This is a genomic window from Kribbella sp. NPDC002412, assembly GCF_053592935.1.
Genome location: NZ_JBSFBL010000010.1, coordinates 157,957 through 176,285, shown reverse-complemented (window position 1 = coordinate 176,285; position 18,329 = coordinate 157,957). Strand labels below are relative to the sequence as shown.

Genomic DNA, 18,329 nt, shown 5'->3' with positions numbered 1-18,329 from the left:
GCGATCGCGGGCGCGACGGCAGCCAGGTGGGCACAGTTCTCGTGCTCTGCCCAGGCGGCCGCTTCCGCGATCAGCGCTTTGCCCAGGCCATGCCGGCGGGCGTCGTCGCTGACGTGCAGGTACTCCACCGTGACGGTGTAGTCGTCATGCAGCGGGCTGATCGCCGTACGGCGCAGGTAGGCCATCCCGTGCACGGCACCGTCCAGCTCGCCGACCAGCAGCCGGCCGAACGGGTCGTCGAGATGTTTGCCGACAGCAACCTCGACGGCCGCGGGCGCCGGCGGCGCGGGCAGTCGCAGCGGGTGGCCGGAACCGGTGGTCATCTCACGCCACAACGCAACCAAGGCGCCGGCGTCACCCCGTTGGGCGTCCCTCACCTCGATGGCTGCTGCCACAGCGACCTCCTGGTCTGGTCCACCCCCGAGGTGAACGGGACGGCGGATACGCTCGTCCTCGCGCAACAGTAGGCCCTCGGGGGTCACTTGCAAAGCTGCCTCCCGGGGCTGATCGGAGACCAGGTTTGTTCATCGGAATCGGTACTGTCGTGAACGTCGCGACGGTGCTCGTCGGATCGGTACTGGGCGTGCTCATCGGCCATCGCCTGAGTCACCGGACCCGCGACCTCGTGACGGACGCGCTCGGCCTGGTCACGCTGCTGATCGCGATCACCTCGGCACTCACGGTCGGCGACCAGGTGCTCAGCGACGCGGTCGGTGACAGCGCTCCGGTGCTGATCGTGCTCGGCGCCATGCTGATCGGCGGGATCGCCGGCTCGCTGCTGCGGATCGAGGAGCGGCTGGAGGAGTTCGGCGCCTGGATGCAGCGCCGGTTCAGCCGTGGCGACGGCGAGAGCACGTTCGTCGAGGGCTTCGTGACCGCGTCGATGGTGTTCTGCGTCGGGCCGCTGACGTTTCTGGGGGCCTTGTCCGACGGGCTCGGCCGAGGTGCGGACCAACTGTTCCTCAAGGCGGTGCTGGACGGCTTCGCGGCGATCGCCTTCGCCGCGTCGTTCGGCTGGGGCGTGATGGCCTCGGCGCTCGTCGTACTGGTGCTCCAGGGCCTGATGACCGCGGTCGGGGCGGTGCTGGGCGACGTACTCCCGGAGGCGCACGTGACCGCGCTGGGCGCGACCGGTGGCGTGATGCTGATCGGTGTCGCGCTGCGGTTGCTGAAGCTGAAGCAGATCGCGGTGGCGGACCTGTTGCCCGCGCTGATCGTGGCGCCGCTACTGGTGCAGCTGCTCGTCGTCATCCGCAACTGAAACGTGAGCCCCGGTCCGAGCGGACCGGGGCTCACGGCAACTGCTGGTTGCTCAGTCCTCGCCGAGGTAGGCCTTGCGGACGTCCTCGTTGACCAGCAGATCGCGTCCGGTGCCGGACAGCACGATACTGCCGACCTCGAGCACGTAGCCGTAGTCGGCCCGCTTCAGCGCGGCCTGCGCGTTCTGCTCCACCAGCAGGATCGTCGTCCCCTGCTGCTGGAGCTCGGTCACCGTCGACATGATCCGCTGCATCATGATCGGCGACAGACCCATCGACGGCTCGTCCAGCATCAGCAGCTTCGGCCGGCTCATCATCGCCCGGCCCATCGCCAGCATCTGCTGCTCACCGCCGGAGAACGTCCCGGCCGGCTGCTTGCGCCGCTCCCCCAGGATCGGGAACAGCTCGTACGCCGCGTTCAGGTCGGCACGGATCCCGGCCGGGTCCCGGCGGGCGAACGCGCCGAGCGTCAGGTTCTCCTCGACCGACAGCCTCGGGAAGATCCGCCGCCCTTCCGGCGAGTGCGCCAGCCCGCGCGCGACGATGTCGTGCGCGGCCGTGTGGTGGATCGGCTCGCCCTGGAACAGGATCTCCCCGGCCACCGGCCGGAGCAGGCCCGAGATCGTCCGCAGCGTGGTGGTCTTGCCGGCGCCGTTGGTGCCGATCAGCGACACCACCTGCCCCTGCTCCACGCTGAAGCTGATCTTCTTCACCGCGACGATCTTGCCGTAGGCAACTTGCAGGTCACGGACCTCGAGCATCGCGGTCACGGGGCCTCCTCTCCGGGTACGGCGTCCTGTTGCCGCTGCGGCTCGTCGTCGGTTTCGTCCTCGCCGGTGCCGATGTAGGCCTCGATCACCCGCGGATCCGACTGCACCTCGGCCGGCGAGCCCTCGATCAGCGTCTCGCCGCGAACCAGGCAGAGCACCCGGTCGCAGAGGTTGAAGATGAACCGCATGTCGTGCTCGATCACCACGACCGACAGGCCCGAGTCCCGGATCTTGAAGATCAGGTCACTGGCCTGCTTGGTCTCCTGCGGGTTCATACCGGCCGTCGGCTCGTCCAGCAGGATGAGCTTCGGGTCGGTGGCCAGCGCCCGGGCGATCTCGAGCCGGCGCTGGTCGCCGTACGGCATGTTCCGGGCCAGGTGCTCGGTGGACTTGCCGAGCCCGACGAAGTCGAGCAGCTCCTGGGCCCGGAGCCGGGTGGCCGCCTCCTCGCGGCGGAACTTCGGCCCGCGCAACACCGAGGTGAGCGCGCCCGAACTGGTCCGGCAGTAGCGCCCGACCATCACGTTCTCCAGCGCGGTCATGTTGGCGAACAGCCGGATGTTCTGGAACGTCCGCGCCATCCCGGCCCGGACCACGGCCCGTGGCTTGGGCGGCAACGGGGTCAGCGGCGCGAGCTCCTGGACCGCCACCGCCTCGTCCGCCTCCCGCACCTGGCGCTTGGCCGCCTCCGGCTTGCGCGGCGTGCCGGCGAACCGGACCACCCCGGAGGTCGGCTTGTAGAGACCGGTGAGGCAGTTGAAGAACGTCGTCTTGCCGGCCCCGTTCGGGCCGATCAGGCCGACGATCTCGCCTTCCCGCACGGTCAGGTTCACGTCGTTGACCGCCAGCAGACCACCGAACCGCATGGTCACGCCGGAAGCCTCCAGCACCGGCTGACCGGCCGGCCGGCTGGTCGTGGACGGAGTCTCGGTGACGGTCATTTCGCCTCCTCGACGATCAGGCGCTCTTCCTCGACCGCGACGGCCAACTCCTCGTCCTCCTCGTGGAACTCCAGCTGCCGGCGTCTGCTGGCGACCAGGCCCTCCGGCCGGAACCGCATCATGAGCACCAGCAGCAGGCCGAACAGGAGCAACCGGTACTCCGAGAAGAACCGCAGCTTCTCCGGCAGCAGCTTCAGGATCATTGCTCCCAGCAACACACCGGCGATGGTTCCCATCCCGCCCAGCACCACGGCCGCGAGCAGGAACGCCGACTCGAGGAAGATGTACTGGTCGGGGCTGACCGCGGCGTCCTGGTGCGCCTTGATGGTGCCCGCCAGACCGGCGAGGAACGCACCGATCGCGAACGCCAGCACCTTCAGGCCGAAGACGTTGACGCCCATCGCCTCGGCGGCCTTCTCGTCCTCCCGGATCGCGACCCAGCCGCGCCCGATCCGGCTCTCGTTCAGCCGGGCGAAGACCAGGATCACGAACGCGATCAGAATCAGCAGCAGGAAGTAGTAGTTCGCGAAACGTCCCAGCTCCAGCCCGGCGACGGTGTGCTCGTCACCGAAGTTGAAGTTCCCGATCTGCAGCTCCGGGATGCCGGGGATGCCGTTCGGGCCGTTGGTCAGCAACGGGCCGTTGATGCCGTCCAGGTTGAACATCGCCAGCCGGAAGATCTCACCGAAGCCCAGCGTCACGATCGCCAGGTAGTCACCGGACACGCGCAGCGTCGGTGACCCGATGATGAGACCGAGAGTCGCCGCCACGCCGGCGCCGATCAGCATCACGACCACGAACGGCGGATGCCAGTCGATCGTCGCGAACGCCGACGTCGACAACATCGCGGCCACGTAGGCGCCGGACCCGAGGAACGCGATGTAGCCGAGGTCGAGCAGGCCCGCCAGGCCGACCACGATGTTCAGACCCATCGCGGTGGCCGCGAAGATCAGGACCTGGGTCGCGATCGACATGTTCGCGTCGGATCCGCCCTGGGTGAAGGGGAAGAAGAACGCGACCACGAAGGCCGACAGCGTGAGCACTTTCCGGTGCCGCTGCGCGACGTGACCGAACCACGTCATCACGCCGGTCCGGGACAGCGCCGCGACCACCGTCGCGTAGAACAGCAGGCACAGGATGAACGACCAGGCGTCCTGCAGGCCCAGCGCGTAGGCCGCGCCGAACAGGATCGCCGCCATCATCACCGCGATGGCCAGGATCTCCGCCCAGCCCGGCAGCCTGGCCCGGCCCAGGTCGCGAAGCTGCCGCAACGGAAGCATCCGCGAGCAGACCAGGATCAGGACAGCACCGGCCAGGGAGATGTAGGCGCCCGGATTCACGTTGATCAGGCCGTCGGACTCGACGGTGATCGCAACGATGACCAGCACCATGTACAACGTCAGGCCGAGGCCCAGCGCCCGCAGACCGAGGGTCGTGTCCAGCCAGGAGCCCAGTGCGGTCAGCGGCCCGCGCTCGGCCAGCAGCAGGACCAGCGCGAACAGCGCGCCGATGATCGCGAGGATCTGCAGGCCGCCAGGGTAGAGATTGATCGACAGGTCGTTCAGGATCGAGCCGTCGTAGCTCCAGGACAGGAAGGAGCCGACGACCACGAGCACGACGCCGGCCATCCCGAGCGGCCACGCGATCGGCCGTCCCGTCGGCTGCGCCGTCTCCGGCTCGGCCGGGGTAGTTGTCTTGACGTCACTCATGCCCGGTCCACCACCCTTGCTCCGAGCAGGCCCTGCGGCCTGAACACCAGTACCAGGATCAGGATCACGAACGCCCAGACGTCCTTCCAGGAACCGCCGCCGAACTGGCCCGGTATGTACTGCGTGGCCATCGCCTCGACGACGCCCAGCACCAGGCCGCCGACGACAGCGCCGTACACGTTGCCGATGCCGCCGAGAACCGCGGCGGTGAAGGCCTTCAGGCCGGCCAGGAAGCCCATCCTGAAGTCGATGTTGTTGTTCTGGAAGCCCTGCGAGATGCCGGCGATCGCGGCCAGCACGGCGCCCAGCGCGAACGCGACCACGATGATCCGGTCCACGTTGATACCCATCAGCCGGGCGGTGTCCGGGTCCTGCGACACGGCCTGCATACCCCGGCCGAGCCGGGTCCGGTTGATGAAGAACCACAGCAGGACCGCGCAGACCACCAGCGCAGCGACGGTGAAGATCGCCGATCGCTGGATCGTCACGCCGCCGACGTCGATCGCCTGACCGGTGACCACGTCGATCTGCGGGAACGGGATGCGCTGCTTGGCGCTCGGCCACTCGATGCTGCTGATCAGCGTATCGAAGATCACCCAGCCGAGCTCCGCGGCCACGGCAGCGACCGCGGCCGCCTCCAGGATCGCGATCGGCTTGATCTCGGTGCCCGCGTTCTTGCGTACGGCGAGGGACAGCAACCAGCCGACCGCCGTACCGGCCACGGTGCCGCCGATGACGACGCCCAGTACCAGCAGGAAGGACAGATCACCGTTGATCAACCGGACCACGACCCACAGCGCGACCGCGCCGACGGCGCCGCCGATCAGCGGTGCCCGGTCGTACCACTTGGTCACCGGGTGGTCGAGCGGCGCCTTGGACGCAATGGAACCGACGAAGTAGCCGAGTCCGATCGCCAACGCGGCGAACACCACGACCGTCCAGCCCGGGCGCTCGTAGAACAGCCGGACGAACTCCTGCAGGAACACCGAGATGCCGATCGCTGTGATCAGCGGTGCGAGTCGTGGCGCGTTCCGCAGGGGACGGTACGCGACACGTTCCATTGCCACCGCGGTGCCGACCGACGCGATGATGGCGCCGACGATCATGACCGGCAGGATCCACACGCTGGTCTCACCGTCGAAGAACAACAGGTAAGTGGTCAGTGCGCCGAACGCACCGATCATGAAGACCTCGCCATGGGCGAAGTTGATGAGCTGCACGATGCCGTAGACGACGGTGTACCCGACGGCGATCAGGGCGTACAGCGATCCCAGGGTCAGCCCGTTCACGAGCTGCTGGAAGAACTGGTCCACGTCGACCTCCCAACTGCCTCAGTTCCGAACATGCCGCGGGGGTGGGAGGATCCGCTCCCACCCCCGAGGCATGAGGTCGACTCGATTACTTGCTCTCGAAGTCCTTGGTCTCGACGGTGGTCCACTTGCCGCCGGCGACCTTGTAGACGGTGAGCACCTTCGAGGTGGTGTCGCCGTACTGGTCGAAGGCGACCTTGCCGGTCACGCCGTCGAAGGAGACCTTACCGAGCGCCTCGACCGTCTTCTCGCGCGCGGACTCGACATCGGCCGCGTCCTTCAGCGACTCCTTCAGCGCGTTGATGATCGCGTTCGCCGCGTCGTAGGAGTAGCCGCCGTACGCCGCGTACGGGTCCTTGAACCCGGCCGCGTTGTAGTCCTCGACGAACTTCTTCGCCGACTCCAGCTGGTCGATCGGGGCGCCGACCGAGGTGGCCAGGTCGTTGTTGCTGGTCGCACCGCCCAGGCTGATGAACTTCGGGTCGTAGATGCCGTCGCCGCCCATCAGCGGGATGTTCAGGCCGGCCGCCTTCATCTGCTGCGAGAGCGGACCCGCGTTCGGGTACTCACCGCCGTAGTAGACGGCCTGCGGCGCGGACGGCTTGACCGCCGAGATGACCGCCTGGTAGTTCGAGTCGTCCGGGTTGATGGTCTGCGCCGCGACGATCTGACCACCCAGCTTCTTGAACTCCTCGGTGAAGGTGCCGACCAGGCCCTGGCCGTACGCCTTCTTGTCGTGGATCGTGGCGACCTTGGTGATCTTCGCCGTCTCGTACAGGTAGCGAGCGGCGAACGGGCCCTGGACCGCGTCGGTGGTGCAGGTCCGGAAGTAGGTCGGGTACGGCCGCTTCGGGTCGGTCTGCCAGTTCGCGCCCTGGGTCAGACCCGGGCCGGTGTTGGCCGGCGAGACCTGCACGATGTTCTTCGGCGCGAGGACCGGCTGGACCTGCTGGCTGACGCTGGTGTTCAGCGTGCCGACGACGCCGATCACCTCAGGGTCCGAGGACAGCGCGGTGGCGGCGTTCTTGCCGACGTCCGGCTTCGCCTCGTCGTCCTTCGCGTCGACCTCGAGCTTCCACCCGGGGATCGCGTTGGAGTCGTTGGCCTGCTTCACGGCCAGCTCGACCGAGTGCTGGATACCCAGACCCAGCGCGGACAGGTCTCCCGACAAAGGCGCGATCACGCCGATCTTGGCGGTCTTCGTCGCTTCTCCGGAGCCCCCGCCACCGTCGTCGCCACTGCGTGAACCGCAGGCAGTCAGGGCCAACGACGCAACGATCAGCGACGCGCCGACCCGTACTACGGAACGCTGTTGCACTGTTCCTCCCATGTCTGGATAGTCCGAGCAGATCCCCGGACTCCCGCGAATGCCGCGAGCACCCGCAGGTTAGACCTCCCATGGCTCCTGAGGCGATGTCACGCAGCGTGTGTTGTGAGGTCGTTACAGCGGTAAGCAGCGTGAATGCTTGTGATTGCTGTACGCAGGCTGGGCGCCGTACGCGGAGAGTGATTCAGTCGCTACCACCCGCCTCGTCAACGACCAACTCCGCGACCTGGCGCATGGAAACTCTTTTGTCCATGGCGGTTTTCTGGATCCACCGGAACGAGTCCGGCTCGGACAGTCCGAACTTCGTCTGCAGGATCGACTTGGCCCGGTCCACCAGTTTGCGGGTCTCCAGCCGCTCGGCCAGGTCGGCGACCTCACGCTCCAGCTCGGCGAGCTCGACGTACCGGGAGGCGGCGATCTCGATCGCGGGCAGCAGATCGGCTTTGGAGAACGGTTTCACCAGGTACGCCATGGCGCCGGCGTCGCGAGCGCGCTCGACCAGCTCGCGCTGCGAGAACGCGGTCAGCATCAGCACCGGCGCGATCCGCTCGCCGGCGATCTTCTCCGCCGCGCTCAGCCCGTCCAGCTTCGGCATCTTGACGTCGAGAATGACCAGGTCCGGTCGATGCTCGGTGGCCAGCCGGATGGCCTCTTCCCCGTCGCCGGCCTGCCCGACGACGTCGTACCCCTCCTCGGCCAGCATCTCGGCCAGATCCATCCGGATCAGCGCCTCGTCCTCAGCGATCACCACACGCTTAGCAGTCACGCCAGACACTTTATCGATCCGCCCACCAACTGCGGGCACGCGAGGTGCCGATCGCGTCGTGCCAGGCGGACCCGGCCTGCAATCCCAGCAAAACAAGGAGATCGGTTGCTGCGTCGGGCCAATGCCGACGGCGCGCCGCGCGCCCCCACCAGGGCCGACCCGATCGATGGGCTAGGATTCCTGGCGCAGCGCCCTGGTAATCCAATCGGCAGAGATAGTGGTCTCAAACACCATACAGTGTGGGTTCGAGTCCCACCCAGGGCACATTTCTTGTCGGCGCTGCCCGCGAAACTCCTTTCATGTACGACGGGAGGACGCGGGCGCTCGCCTTGGCCGCCATCGCCGCCGGCGAGAGCCTCAACTCGATCAGCAAGCGCCTCGGCACGAGCCGCGCTACGCTCCGTGACTGGCGTGACCGTCCGGGTCGCGCCGACGACCCCACCGCGTGTCCCCGCTGCACGAACGGGAAGCTGGAGCGAGGCCCATATGCGCAGCTGCTCGGCCTGTTCCTCGGCGACGGATGCCTGTCGTCGCAGGCGAAGGGCGTCTACCCACTTCGCATCACCTGCGATGTCGTCTATCCCCGGCTGGTCGAAGAGGCGGCTGCCGCAGTGAGAGCTGTCCACCCGGCGCGGCCGGTGCACCGGACCGAAGCACCGGGATGTGTGGTGCTCACGTCGTACTGGAAGCACTGGCCTTGTCTGTTCCCGCAGCACGGCCCGGGACCGAAGCACCTCCGCCGCATCGAACTCGCCGACTGGCAACAGCAGGTCGTTGCCGACTTCCCTGAGTCGTTCCTTCGAGGCCTGTTCGACGCCGATGGCTGCCGGGTGACGAAGCTGCCTCGCCGGAACGCGCTGTCGGTCGCCCGGTGGCAGGCGGTCGCCAGGCTGGACGAGTTCATCGGCCCGAAGTCTTAGCCCTGAAAGCAGTTGAGGCGGGCGGTCGGATGACCGCCCGCCTCGGGCGACGAACTCTGGTTGGTTCTACCTGGGTTCCGGGGTGCGGTAGGCGGGGGCGATGCCTTCGATGGCGTCGCCCATCCGGTGGACCCGGAGGGCGTTGGTGGAGCCGGGGATGCTGGGCGGCGAGCCGGCCACGATGACGACGATGTCGCCCTTGTTGAGCTTGCCGAGCTCGAGCAGGCGCTGGTCGACCTGGCGGACCATCTCGTCGGTGTGGTCGACGGTGGGGACGATGTGCGTCTCGATGCCCCAGACCACGCTGAGCCAGGCGCTGACCGACGGGACCGGGGTGAAGGCGAGCACCGGGATCTCGGTGCGGTAGCGGGCCAGCCGGAGCGCGGTGTCACCGGACTGGGTGAACGCGACCAGGAACTTCGCGTCCAGCCGCTCGGCGACGTCCGCGGCCGCCCGGGCGATCACGCCGCCCTTGGTGCGCGGCTCCCACTCGATCTCCTTGAGCCGGCTGAGGCCGTGCTGCTCGGTCGAGGAGACGATCCGCGACATCGTCTTCACGGTCTCGATCGGGAACCGGCCGACGCTGGTCTCGCCGGACAGCATCACCGCGTCGGCGCCGTCGAGTACGGCGTTCGCGACGTCGGACGCCTCGGCCCGGGTCGGGCGCGGGGCGGAGATCATCGACTCCAGCATCTGGGTGGCGACGATCACCGGCTTCGCGTTCAGCCGGGCCTGGTCGATGATCAGCTTCTGCACGACCGGGACCTCCTCGAGCGGGAGCTCCACGCCGAGGTCGCCGCGGGCCACCATGAACCCGTCGAAGGCCTCGATGATCTCGTCCAGGTTGGCCACCGCCTGCGGCTTCTCGATCTTGGCGATGACCGGGACCCGCAGGCCCTCCTCGTCCATGATCTTGTGCACCAGCTGGACGTCGGAGGCGTCCCGGACGAACGACAGCGCGATCATGTCGGCCGGCAGGTGCAGCGCCCAGCGCAGGTCCTCGGCGTCCTTCTCCGACAGCGCCGGCACGCTGACCGCGACGCCGGGCAGGTTGATGCCCTTGTGGTTCGACACCGGCCCGCCGACGGTGACCCGGCAGACCACGTCGGTCTCGGTCACCTCCTCGGCGACCAGCGCGATCCGGCCGTCGTCGATCAGCAGCTGGTCGCCCGGCTTCACGTCACCGGGCAGCCCGTCGTAGGTCGTGCCGCAGATGGTCGCGTCCCCGGGAACCTCCCGGGTGGTGATGGTGAAGCGCTCGCCGTAGGTCAGCGTGACCTTGCCTTCGGCGAACTCGGCCAGCCGGATCTTCGGCCCCTGCAGGTCGACCAGGATGCCGACGTTCTGGCCGGTCTCGGCCGCTGCAGTGCGGATCCGCTGATAGATGCGCTCATGCTCGGCATGGGCGCCATGGCTCAGGTTGAGCCTTGCGACGTCCATACCTGCTTGGACGAGTTCCAGGATGCGCTCGGGGGCGGCCGTAGCCGGGCCGAGCGTACAAACGATCTTTGCGCGACGCACGTCACAAAACCCTACTCCTACAAACCACTGTGCCCGCTGGTCCGCCCCCATTACTGGACAGTTAACAGCTGATGGCAATCAGGGGCGGAGCCTGAATCGTCAAGAAGGCAAGGGGGTGTAGGCCCCGACGGTGACCTCGCCACTGAGCTCGGCGGTGACGGACTGGAGGCCGATCGGCTGGCCGTCGGCGTACGTGATCAGGGTGACCTCACCCGGCCGGCGCAACGTGTACCCCAGCGCGAAGGCGTACGCCGCTCCCCCGGTCGTCCCGTTCGTGTACGTCGTGACCGGCAGACCGTTGACCACCTTGTGCTCCGGCCCGACCTGCCGGTGCAGGTGCCCCGACAGCAGCAGCGTCGCGCACCCCCGCGCGGCGGTGTCGGCGAACGAGGCGGGGTCGTGGACGACGAACGTCGAGATGCGCTTGTCCTCCGCCTGCTCGCAGGCGACGTCGGCGAGTCGCTCGGACTGCTCGGCGATCGTCTCCTCGCCCGGCGAGTCGGCGCTGCCGAGCCCGGTCCGGGTCGGGTCGCTGTCGCCGAGGAACCGGATCCCTTCCACCTCGACCGGTTTGCTGTCCAGCACGGTGAACCCGTTCTTGCGCATCGCGTCCTCGATGTGCCCGCCGGCGTCGTGGTTGCCGGCCACCGCGACCACCTTGAGGTCGCGGAAGTGCTGGGCCAGCGAGTTGATGCTGAACACCTCCCACGACTGACCGGACGAGGAGTCGTCGCCGGCGTCGATCAGCACCTTCGCCCCGGCCACCTTCGCCACCTCGGCCGCGAACGGGTCCATCCCGATGTTGTCGTGCCGGTCCGACACCAGCAGCGCGACGGTCTCACCCTCGGTCGCCTGGTGGATCCGGCCGCCGACCCGGCTGACCCGGTCCCGCAGCCGGCCGTAGAACTCGGTGGAGCGCTCGTACGTCTCGACCGCCGTACGGATGACTCCGATACCGCCGGTGGTGGAGAACCCGGACGCGACCTCGACGCTCTTCAGCCGTTCGTCGAAGGACAGCTCGGGCAGCAGCTGGTGCAGCGGCCGCCACTCGGTCGGCGGCACCTCGGCCGGCCGCATCCGGCCCGGGCCGAAGATCGACGCGATCGTGATCAGCATCGCGACCAGTACGACGATCGCGCGGTGCTCGAACCGGCGTTCGTGCTTGTGCACCAGGTCCCACAGCTCACGCCGCCGGCGTGCGCCGAGAGCGGTCCAGACCGTTGCCACCACCACCGCGACCAGCAGGCCGGTGCCGGCGCCGGCGACCGCGTTGTCGACCGCCATCTCCTCGATCACCTGCTGGATCCGGGCGATCTCACCATCGGGCTGGGAGGCGATCAACGCGTCCCGGTTGAGCAGCTCGGTGAGGTTGGTGGCGTCGGTCTCCTGGATGTCGATGTTGACGCCGATCCCGAGCGGCGCGTTGGTGGACAGCCGCAGCCGCGGCAGTACGGCGCCCAGGTCGAGCGTCGCGTGGCCGTCGAAGGTCGGTGAGACGGTGGCGGCGTGCGCGCCGATGGTGACCCGCTCGGAGTCGTTGGCGAACCCGAACAGCCCGACCCCGACCGAGGTGACGAGAAAGAGCAGGCTGAGCCCGGCCCACGGTGCGATCGCACGGAGCCGGGCTCTGGTCACCAGGCGGCGGCTAGCCATGGGTCAACCGTATTGGTCCGGGCAAGGCATCGCATCCCGAACTGCCGCGGGCCGCAGGCAACAAACTGTTGCCTGCGGCCCGGATCATCGTTCCCTCAGACTGCCAGTGGGCGGGCTGTGGGTGGGATGGGCGTCGGCAGGGTCGACGAGCCGGTGAGGAGGGTGTCGACGCCGTTGGCGCAGGAGCGCCCCTCGGCGATCGCCCAGACGATCAGGGACTGGCCGCGGCCGGCGTCGCCGCAGGCGAACACCCCCTCGACCGAGGTGTGGTAGTTCTTGTCCCGCTTCACGTTGCCGCGCTCGTCCAGCTCGACGCCGAGCTGCTCGAGGAAGCCCTCGCGCTCCGGGCCGAGGAAGCCCATCGCGAGCAGCACCAGCTGCGCCGGGATGGTCCGCTCGGTGCCCTCGATCGGCGTGAACTTCCCGTCCTTGAGCTCGACCTCGACCAGGTTCAGCCCGGACACGTTGCCGTGGGCATCGGACTCGAAGTTGACGGTCGAGACCGAGTACACCCGCTCGCCGCCCTCCTCGTGCGCCGAGGCGACCCGGTAGATCATCGGGTACGTCGGCCACGGCTGCCCGGCCGGCCGGTCGTCGCCCGGCCGCGGCATGATCTCCAGCTGGGTGACCGAGCGGGCCCCCTGCCGGTGCGCGGTGCCGAGGCAGTCGGCGCCGGTGTCACCGCCGCCGATGATCACCACGTCCTTGCCGGTGGCAAGGATCTGGTTGTCGACGGTCTGGCCGAGGGCGACCCGGTTGGCCTGCGGCAGGTACTCCATCGCCTGGTGGATGCCGCCGTACTCGCGGCCCGGCACCGGCAGGTCGCGGGCCGCGGTCGCACCGGTCGCGATGACGACGGCGTCGTACCGCTGCTTGAGCTGGGTCCCGGTGACGTCCACGCCGACGTTGACGCCGGAGCGGAAGACCGTGCCCTCCTCCTTCATCTGCTGGATCCGGCGGTCGACCTGAACCTTCTCCATCTTGAACTCGGGGATGCCGTAGCGCAGCAGCCCGCCCGGAGCGTCGGCCCGCTCGTAGACCGCGACGGTGTGACCGGCTCGGGTCAACTGCTGGGCGGCGGCCAGGCCGGCCGGGCCGGAGCCGACGACGGCGATCGTCTTGCCGGTCAGCCACTCCGGCGGCTGCGGCTTCACGTCACCGGTGTCCCAGGCCTTGTCGATGATCGCGACCTCGACGTTCTTGATCGTCACCGGGTCCTGGTTGATGCCGAGCACGCAGGAGGTCTCGCACGGCGCCGGGCACAGCCGGCCAGTGAACTCCGGGAAGTTGTTGGTCGCGTGCAGCCGCTCGATCGCGCTGGACCAGTCGTCGCGCCAGACCAGGTCGTTCCACTCCGGGATCAGGTTGCCCAGCGGGCAGCCGTTGTGGCAGAACGGGATGCCGCAGTCCATGCATCGCCCGGCCTGCTTGGTGATGATCGGCAGCAGCGCCTTGCCGGGCCCACCGGGGTAGACCTCTTTCCAGTCCTTGACCCGCTCGTCGACCGGGCGCCGTCCGGCGACCTCCCGGCCGGTGGTCAGGAATCCCTTCGGGTCAGCCATCAGATGGCCTCCATCATCGCTCGCGTGGTGGCGTCCTCGTCCAGCCCGTCCCGCTCGGCGGCCGCCTTGGCCGCCAGCACCCGGGCGTAGTCGCGGGGCATCACCGTGGTGAACCTGGCAGCGGCGGCCGGCCAGTCGGCGAGCAGCTTGGCCGCCCGTTCCGAACCGGTCTCCTCGTGGTGCCGCCGGACCAGGTCGTGCAGCAGTTCGGACTCGTCCGCGGTGACCGGGTGCAGGTCCACCAGGTCCGGGTTCACCAGGGAGTGGTCCAGGTCGAGCACGTGGGCCACGCCGCCCGACATGCCCGCCGCGAAGTTCCGGCCGACGGCGCCCAGTACGACGACGCGCCCACCGGTCATGTACTCGCAGGCGTGGTCGCCGACCGCCTCGACGACCGCGGTGGCGCCGGAGTTCCGGACGCAGAACCGCTGGCCGGCGCCGCCGCTGATGAACAGTTCGCCGGACGTCGCGCCGTACGCGATGACGTTGCCGGCGATGATCTGGTCGGCCGCGTCGAACCGGGCCCGGCGGTCGGGCCGGATCACCACCCGGCCACCGGACAGGCCCTTGCCGACGTAGTCGTTGGCGTCGCCCTCCAGACGCAGCGTGACACCGCGCGGGACGAAGGCGGCGAACGAGTTGCCGGCCGACCCGGTGAAGGTCAGGTCGATGGTGCCGTCGGCCAGGCCGGCGGACCGGTACCGCTTGGTGATCTCGTGGCCGAGCATCGTCCCGACGGTCCGGTTGACGTTGCGGATCGGCAGCTGCGCGCGCACCGGCTCACCGGTCTCGAGCGCCGGCCGGCAGATCCGGATCAGCTCGTTGTCGAGCGCCTTGTCCAGGCCGTGGTCCTGCTCGACGGTCCGGTGCAGCGCGGCGCCCTCGGGCAGCGCCGGCACGTGCAGGATCGGCGACAGGTCGAGGCCGTCGGCCTTCCAGTGGTCGACCGCGCGCCGGATGTCCAGCACCTCGGCGTGCCCGATCGCCTCGTCCAGCGTCCGGAAGCCCAGCTCGGCCAGGTACTCGCGGACCTCCTCGGCGATGAACTCGAAGAAGTTCACCACGAACTCCGGCTTGCCGGAGAACCGTTCGCGCAGCACCGGGTTCTGGGTGGCGACGCCGACCGGGCAGGTGTCCAGGTGGCAGACCCGCATCATGATGCAGCCCGACACCACCAGCGGTGCGGTGGCGAAGCCGTACTCCTCGGCGCCGAGCAGCGCCGCGACGATCACGTCCCGCCCGGTCTTCAGCTGGCCGTCGGTCTGGACGACGATCCGGTCCCGCAACCCGTTCAGCAGCAGGGTCTGCTGGGTCTCGGCGAGGCCGAGCTCCCACGGACCACCCGCGTGCTTCAGCGAGGTCAGCGGGGACGCACCGGTCCCGCCGTCGTGACCCGAGATCAGTACGACGTCCGCGTGCGCCTTGCTGACACCGGCGGCGATCGTGCCGACGCCGACCTCGGAGACGAGCTTCACGTGGACGCGCGCCTGCGGGTTGGCGTTCTTCAGGTCGTGGATCAGCTGGGCCAGATCCTCGATCGAGTAGATGTCGTGGTGCGGCGGCGGCGAGATCAGCCCGACCCCTGGTGTCGAGTGCCGGGTCTTGGCCACCCACGGGTACACCTTCGGGCCGGGCAGCTGACCGCCCTCGCCGGGCTTCGCGCCCTGCGCCATCTTGATCTGGATGTCGTCGGAGTTCGTCAGGTACTCCGAGGTGACGCCGAACCGGCCGGACGCGACCTGCTTGATCGAGCTGCGCCGGTTCGGGTCGTACAGCCGGTCCGGGTCCTCGCCGCCCTCACCGGTGTTCGACTTGCCGCCGAGCCGGTTCATCGCGATCGCGAGGGTCTCGTGCGCCTCGGCGCTGATCGAGCCGTAGCTCATCGCGCCGGTGGAGAACCGCTTCACGATCTCGCTGACCGGTTCGACCTCCTCCACCGGGATCGGCTCCCGGTCGGACTGGAAGCCGAACAGGCCGCGCAGCGTCATCAGCCGCTCCGACTGCTCGTCGACGCGGGACGTGTACTGCTTGAAGATGTCGTAGCGCCCGGTCCGGGTGCTGTGCTGCAGCCGGAAGACCGTGTCCGGGTCGAACAGGTGCGGCTCGCCCTCACGCCGCCACTGGTACTCGCCGCCGATCTCCAGCTTGCGGTGCGCGGCCAGGATGCCGTCGGCCGGGTACGCGCGCAGGTGCCGGCGCCGGACCTCCTCGGCGATCGTGTCCAGCCCTATCCCGCCGAGCTTGGACGACGTGCCGGTGAAGTAGGTCTCGACCAGGTCCGGCGCCAGGCCGGTCGCCTCGAAGATCTGGGCGCCCGTGTACGACGCGACCGTCGACACACCCATCTTCGACATGACCTTGAGGACGCCCTTGCCGAGCGACTTCACCACGTTGCGGACGGCCTGCTCGGGCTCGACACCCGGCAGGTAGGTGCCCTGGCGGCACAGGTCCTCGACCGATTCCAGCGCGAGGTACGGGTTGACCGCGGCCGCGCCGTACCCCATCAGCAGGGCGACGTGGTGGACCTCGCGGACGTCACCGGCCTCGACCACCAGGCCGACCTGGGTGCGGGTCTTCTCCCGCACCAGGTGGTGGTGGACCGCGGCGGTCAGCAGCAGCGACGGGATCGGCGCGCTGTCGGCGTTCGAGTGCCGGTCGGACAGCACCAGGATCCGGGCGCCGTCCTCGATCGCGGCGCTCGCCTCGGCGCAGATCGCCTCGAGCCGCGCCTTCAGCGCCTCGCCGCCACCCTCGACGTCGTACACACCGCGCAGCACCGTGGTCGCCAGGCCCGGCATGTCGCCGTCCAGGTTGATGTGGCGCAGCTTGGCCAGCTCGTCGTTGGTGATCACCGGGAACGGCAGCACCACCTGGCGGCAGGATGCCGGGCTCGGGTTCAGCAGGTTCGCCTCCGGGCCGAGCGACGAGGACAGCGAGGTCACCAGCTCCTCGCGGATCGCGTCCAGCGGCGGGTTCGTGACCTGCGCGAACAGCTGCGCGAAGTAGTCGAACAGCAGCCGCGGCCGCTCGCTGAGCACGGCGATCGGCGTGTCGGTGCCCATCGACCCGATCGGCTCGGTTCCGGTCTTGGCCATCGGGGTGAGGATGACCCGCAGCTCCTCCTCGGTGTACCCGAACACCTGCTGGCGGCGGGTGACCGAGGCGTGGCTGTGCACGACGTGCTCACGCTCGTGCAGGTCCTCGAACCGGATCAGGCCGGCGTGCAGCCACTCGTCGTACGGGTGCTCGCCGGCGAGCGCGTTCTTCACCTCGGAGTCGGTGATGATCCGGTGCGCGTCGACGTCGACCAGGAAGATCTTGCCCGGCTCGAGCCGGCCCTTCTCGGTGACCGTGGCCGGGTCGATGTCCAGCACGCCGGCCTCGGACGCGAGTACGACGAGACCGTCCTCGGTGACCCAGTAGCGCGACGGGCGCAGGCCGTTGCGGTCCAGGACGGCGCCGACCTTCGTGCCGTCGGAGAAGACCACCGACGCCGGGCCGTCCCACGGCTCCATCAGGGTCGAGTGGAACTCGTAGAAGGCGCGCCGCTGCGGGTCCATCGTGGTGGCGTTCTCCCACGCCTCCGGGATCATCATCAGCATCGCGTGCGGCAGCGACCGGCCGCCCAGGTGCAGCAGCTCCAGGACCTCGTCGAACGACGCCGAGTCGGAGGCTCCCGGCGTACAGATCGGGTAGAGCTGCTCCAGGTCGCCCGGGATCAGGTCGCTGGCCAGCAGCGCCTCGCGGGCCCGCATCCAGTTCCGGTTGCCCTGGACGGTGTTGATCTCACCGTTGTGGGCGATGTACCGGTACGGGTGGGCCAGCGGCCAGGACGGGAACGTGTTGGTGGAGAACCGCGAGTGCACGACACCGATCGCGGAGCTGAGGTCGGGGTCGGTCAGCTCGGGGAAGAACTTGTCCAGCTGGTCGGTGGTCAGCATCCCCTTGTAGGTGATGGTCCGGCCGGACAGCGACGGGAAGTAGGTCTCGGTGTCCTTCTCGGCGCGCTTGCGCAGCCGGAAGGCCATCCGCTCCAGCGCCAGGCCGAGCACCCGGCCCGCCTTGGCGGCGACGAACAGCTGCTTGAAGGTCGGCATCACCGAGCGGGCGGTGGCGCCGAGCAGGTCCGGGGTGGTCGGGACGTCGCGCCAGCCCAGGACGGCCAGGTTCTCCTCCGCGGCGAGCTCCTCGATCCGGGCGACCGCCTTGGCGGCGTCGTCCGGGTCGGCCGGGAGGAACGCGATACCGGTCGCGTAGCTGCGCTGCACCGGCAGCTCGAACTCGCACACCTTGCGGTAGTACGCGTCCGGGATCTGGATCAGAATGCCGGCGCCGTCGCCGGAGTCCGGTTCGGCGCCGGAAGCGCCGCGGTGCTCGAGGTTGCGCAGGGCGGTCAAGGCCTTCGCCACGATGTCGTGGCTGGGTTCACCGGTCAGGGTCGCGACGAAGGCGACACCACAAGCGTCGTGCTCGTGCTGTCCGTCGTAGAGACCCTCGCTCGGGAATGGGGGGCGACCAAACATTCAGGAGCTCCCGTCGTCCTACGGTCAACAACTGGCCGCGGGACAACACTGGCCCAAGCCGGGAGTCC

General features: G+C 68.9%; 13 protein-coding genes and 1 tRNA gene. 3 read left to right on the top strand and 11 right to left on the bottom strand.

The window, feature by feature from the left end; genetic code table 11:
* Positions 1–395: N-acetyltransferase family protein (locus tag ACWCOV_RS11345; protein WP_449829133.1), on the bottom strand; the 395-nt coding region annotated here is incomplete at its 3' end.
* A 149-nt stretch (positions 396–544) separates the two neighbouring features.
* Here ACWCOV_RS11345 and ACWCOV_RS11340 point away from each other — a divergent pair.
* Positions 545–1,261 (top strand): DUF554 domain-containing protein, encoded by a 717-nt coding sequence (locus ACWCOV_RS11340; RefSeq protein ID WP_449829132.1) that lies wholly within the window; start codon positions 545–547, stop codon positions 1,259–1,261.
* A 51-nt stretch (positions 1,262–1,312) separates the two neighbouring features.
* Here ACWCOV_RS11340 and ACWCOV_RS11335 read toward each other — a convergent pair whose 3' ends face one another.
* The 6 genes from ACWCOV_RS11335 to ACWCOV_RS11310 all read right to left on the bottom strand — a co-directional run bounded on the left by ACWCOV_RS11335 (position 1,313) and on the right by ACWCOV_RS11310 (position 8,091).
* Positions 1,313–2,029 (bottom strand): ABC transporter ATP-binding protein, encoded by a 717-nt coding sequence (locus ACWCOV_RS11335; protein WP_449829131.1) that lies wholly within the window; start codon positions 2,027–2,029, stop codon positions 1,313–1,315.
* Positions 2,026–2,970: an ABC transporter ATP-binding protein gene (locus ACWCOV_RS11330; RefSeq protein ID WP_449829130.1), complete on the bottom strand. Its 945-nt coding sequence runs from the start codon at positions 2,968–2,970 to the stop codon at positions 2,026–2,028. The genes ACWCOV_RS11335 and ACWCOV_RS11330 overlap by 4 nt, the downstream gene beginning before the upstream one ends.
* Complete coding sequence (locus ACWCOV_RS11325; RefSeq protein ID WP_449829129.1) at positions 2,967–4,679, bottom strand: branched-chain amino acid ABC transporter permease; 1,713 nt, start codon at positions 4,677–4,679, stop codon at positions 2,967–2,969. The genes ACWCOV_RS11330 and ACWCOV_RS11325 overlap by 4 nt, the downstream gene beginning before the upstream one ends.
* Complete coding sequence (locus ACWCOV_RS11320; protein ID WP_449829128.1) at positions 4,676–5,992, bottom strand: branched-chain amino acid ABC transporter permease; 1,317 nt, start codon at positions 5,990–5,992, stop codon at positions 4,676–4,678. Before ACWCOV_RS11320 ends, ACWCOV_RS11325 begins: the two co-directional genes overlap by 4 nt.
* An 85-nt stretch (positions 5,993–6,077) precedes the next feature.
* Positions 6,078–7,307, bottom strand: coding sequence for a branched-chain amino acid ABC transporter substrate-binding protein (locus ACWCOV_RS11315; protein ID WP_449829127.1), 1,230 nt, complete (start codon positions 7,305–7,307; stop codon positions 6,078–6,080).
* Between the two features lie 193 nt (positions 7,308–7,500).
* The gene (locus ACWCOV_RS11310; protein WP_132320707.1) at positions 7,501–8,091 is read right to left on the bottom strand and encodes an ANTAR domain-containing response regulator; all 591 of its coding nucleotides are present in this window, start codon (positions 8,089–8,091) and stop codon (positions 7,501–7,503) included.
* Between the two features lie 181 nt (positions 8,092–8,272).
* On the opposite strand from ACWCOV_RS11310, the gene ACWCOV_RS11305 reads away from it, so the two are divergent.
* Both ACWCOV_RS11305 and ACWCOV_RS11300 read left to right on the top strand, forming a co-directional pair.
* Positions 8,273–8,346, top strand: a tRNA-Leu gene (locus tag ACWCOV_RS11305).
* Positions 8,347–8,381: 35 nt separating this feature from the next.
* Positions 8,382–9,002, top strand: coding sequence for a helix-turn-helix domain-containing protein (locus ACWCOV_RS11300; protein WP_449829126.1), 621 nt, complete (start codon positions 8,382–8,384; stop codon positions 9,000–9,002).
* Between the two features lie 66 nt (positions 9,003–9,068).
* Here ACWCOV_RS11300 and pyk read toward each other — a convergent pair whose 3' ends face one another.
* From pyk to gltB, 4 genes are all read right to left on the bottom strand, one after another.
* A complete protein-coding gene (gene pyk, locus ACWCOV_RS11295; RefSeq protein WP_449829125.1) occupies positions 9,069–10,523 on the bottom strand; it encodes a pyruvate kinase in 1,455 nt (484 codons plus the stop codon).
* Positions 10,524–10,622: 99 nt separating this feature from the next.
* Positions 10,623–12,176, bottom strand: a complete 1,554-nt coding sequence (locus tag ACWCOV_RS11290) for a metallophosphoesterase family protein (protein WP_449829124.1) — start codon at positions 12,174–12,176, stop codon at positions 10,623–10,625.
* 95 nt (positions 12,177–12,271) lie between these two features.
* Positions 12,272–13,738, bottom strand: a complete 1,467-nt coding sequence (locus ACWCOV_RS11285; protein WP_449829123.1) for a glutamate synthase subunit beta — start codon at positions 13,736–13,738, stop codon at positions 12,272–12,274.
* Positions 13,738–18,261, bottom strand: a complete 4,524-nt coding sequence (gltB, locus tag ACWCOV_RS11280; protein ID WP_449829122.1) for a glutamate synthase large subunit — start codon at positions 18,259–18,261, stop codon at positions 13,738–13,740. Before gltB ends, ACWCOV_RS11285 begins: the two co-directional genes overlap by 1 nt.
* Positions 18,262–18,329: the final 68 nt, after the last annotated feature.

Excerpts from the sequence above, each read along its gene's own strand:
- ACWCOV_RS11330 (WP_449829130.1), bottom strand. The coding sequence starts at position 2,970 with ATGACCGTCACCGAGACTCCGTCCACGACCAGCCGGCCGGCCGGTCAG.
- ACWCOV_RS11325 (WP_449829129.1), bottom strand. The coding sequence starts at position 4,679 with ATGAGTGACGTCAAGACAACTACCCCGGCCGAGCCGGAGACGGCGCAG.
- ACWCOV_RS11300 (WP_449829126.1), top strand. The coding sequence starts at position 8,382 with ATGTACGACGGGAGGACGCGGGCGCTCGCCTTGGCCGCCATCGCCGCC.
- ACWCOV_RS11290 (WP_449829124.1), bottom strand. The coding sequence starts at position 12,176 with ATGGCTAGCCGCCGCCTGGTGACCAGAGCCCGGCTCCGTGCGATCGCA.
- ACWCOV_RS11285 (WP_449829123.1), bottom strand. The coding sequence starts at position 13,738 with ATGGCTGACCCGAAGGGATTCCTGACCACCGGCCGGGAGGTCGCCGGA.
- gltB (WP_449829122.1), bottom strand. The coding sequence starts at position 18,261 with ATGTTTGGTCGCCCCCCATTCCCGAGCGAGGGTCTCTACGACGGACAG.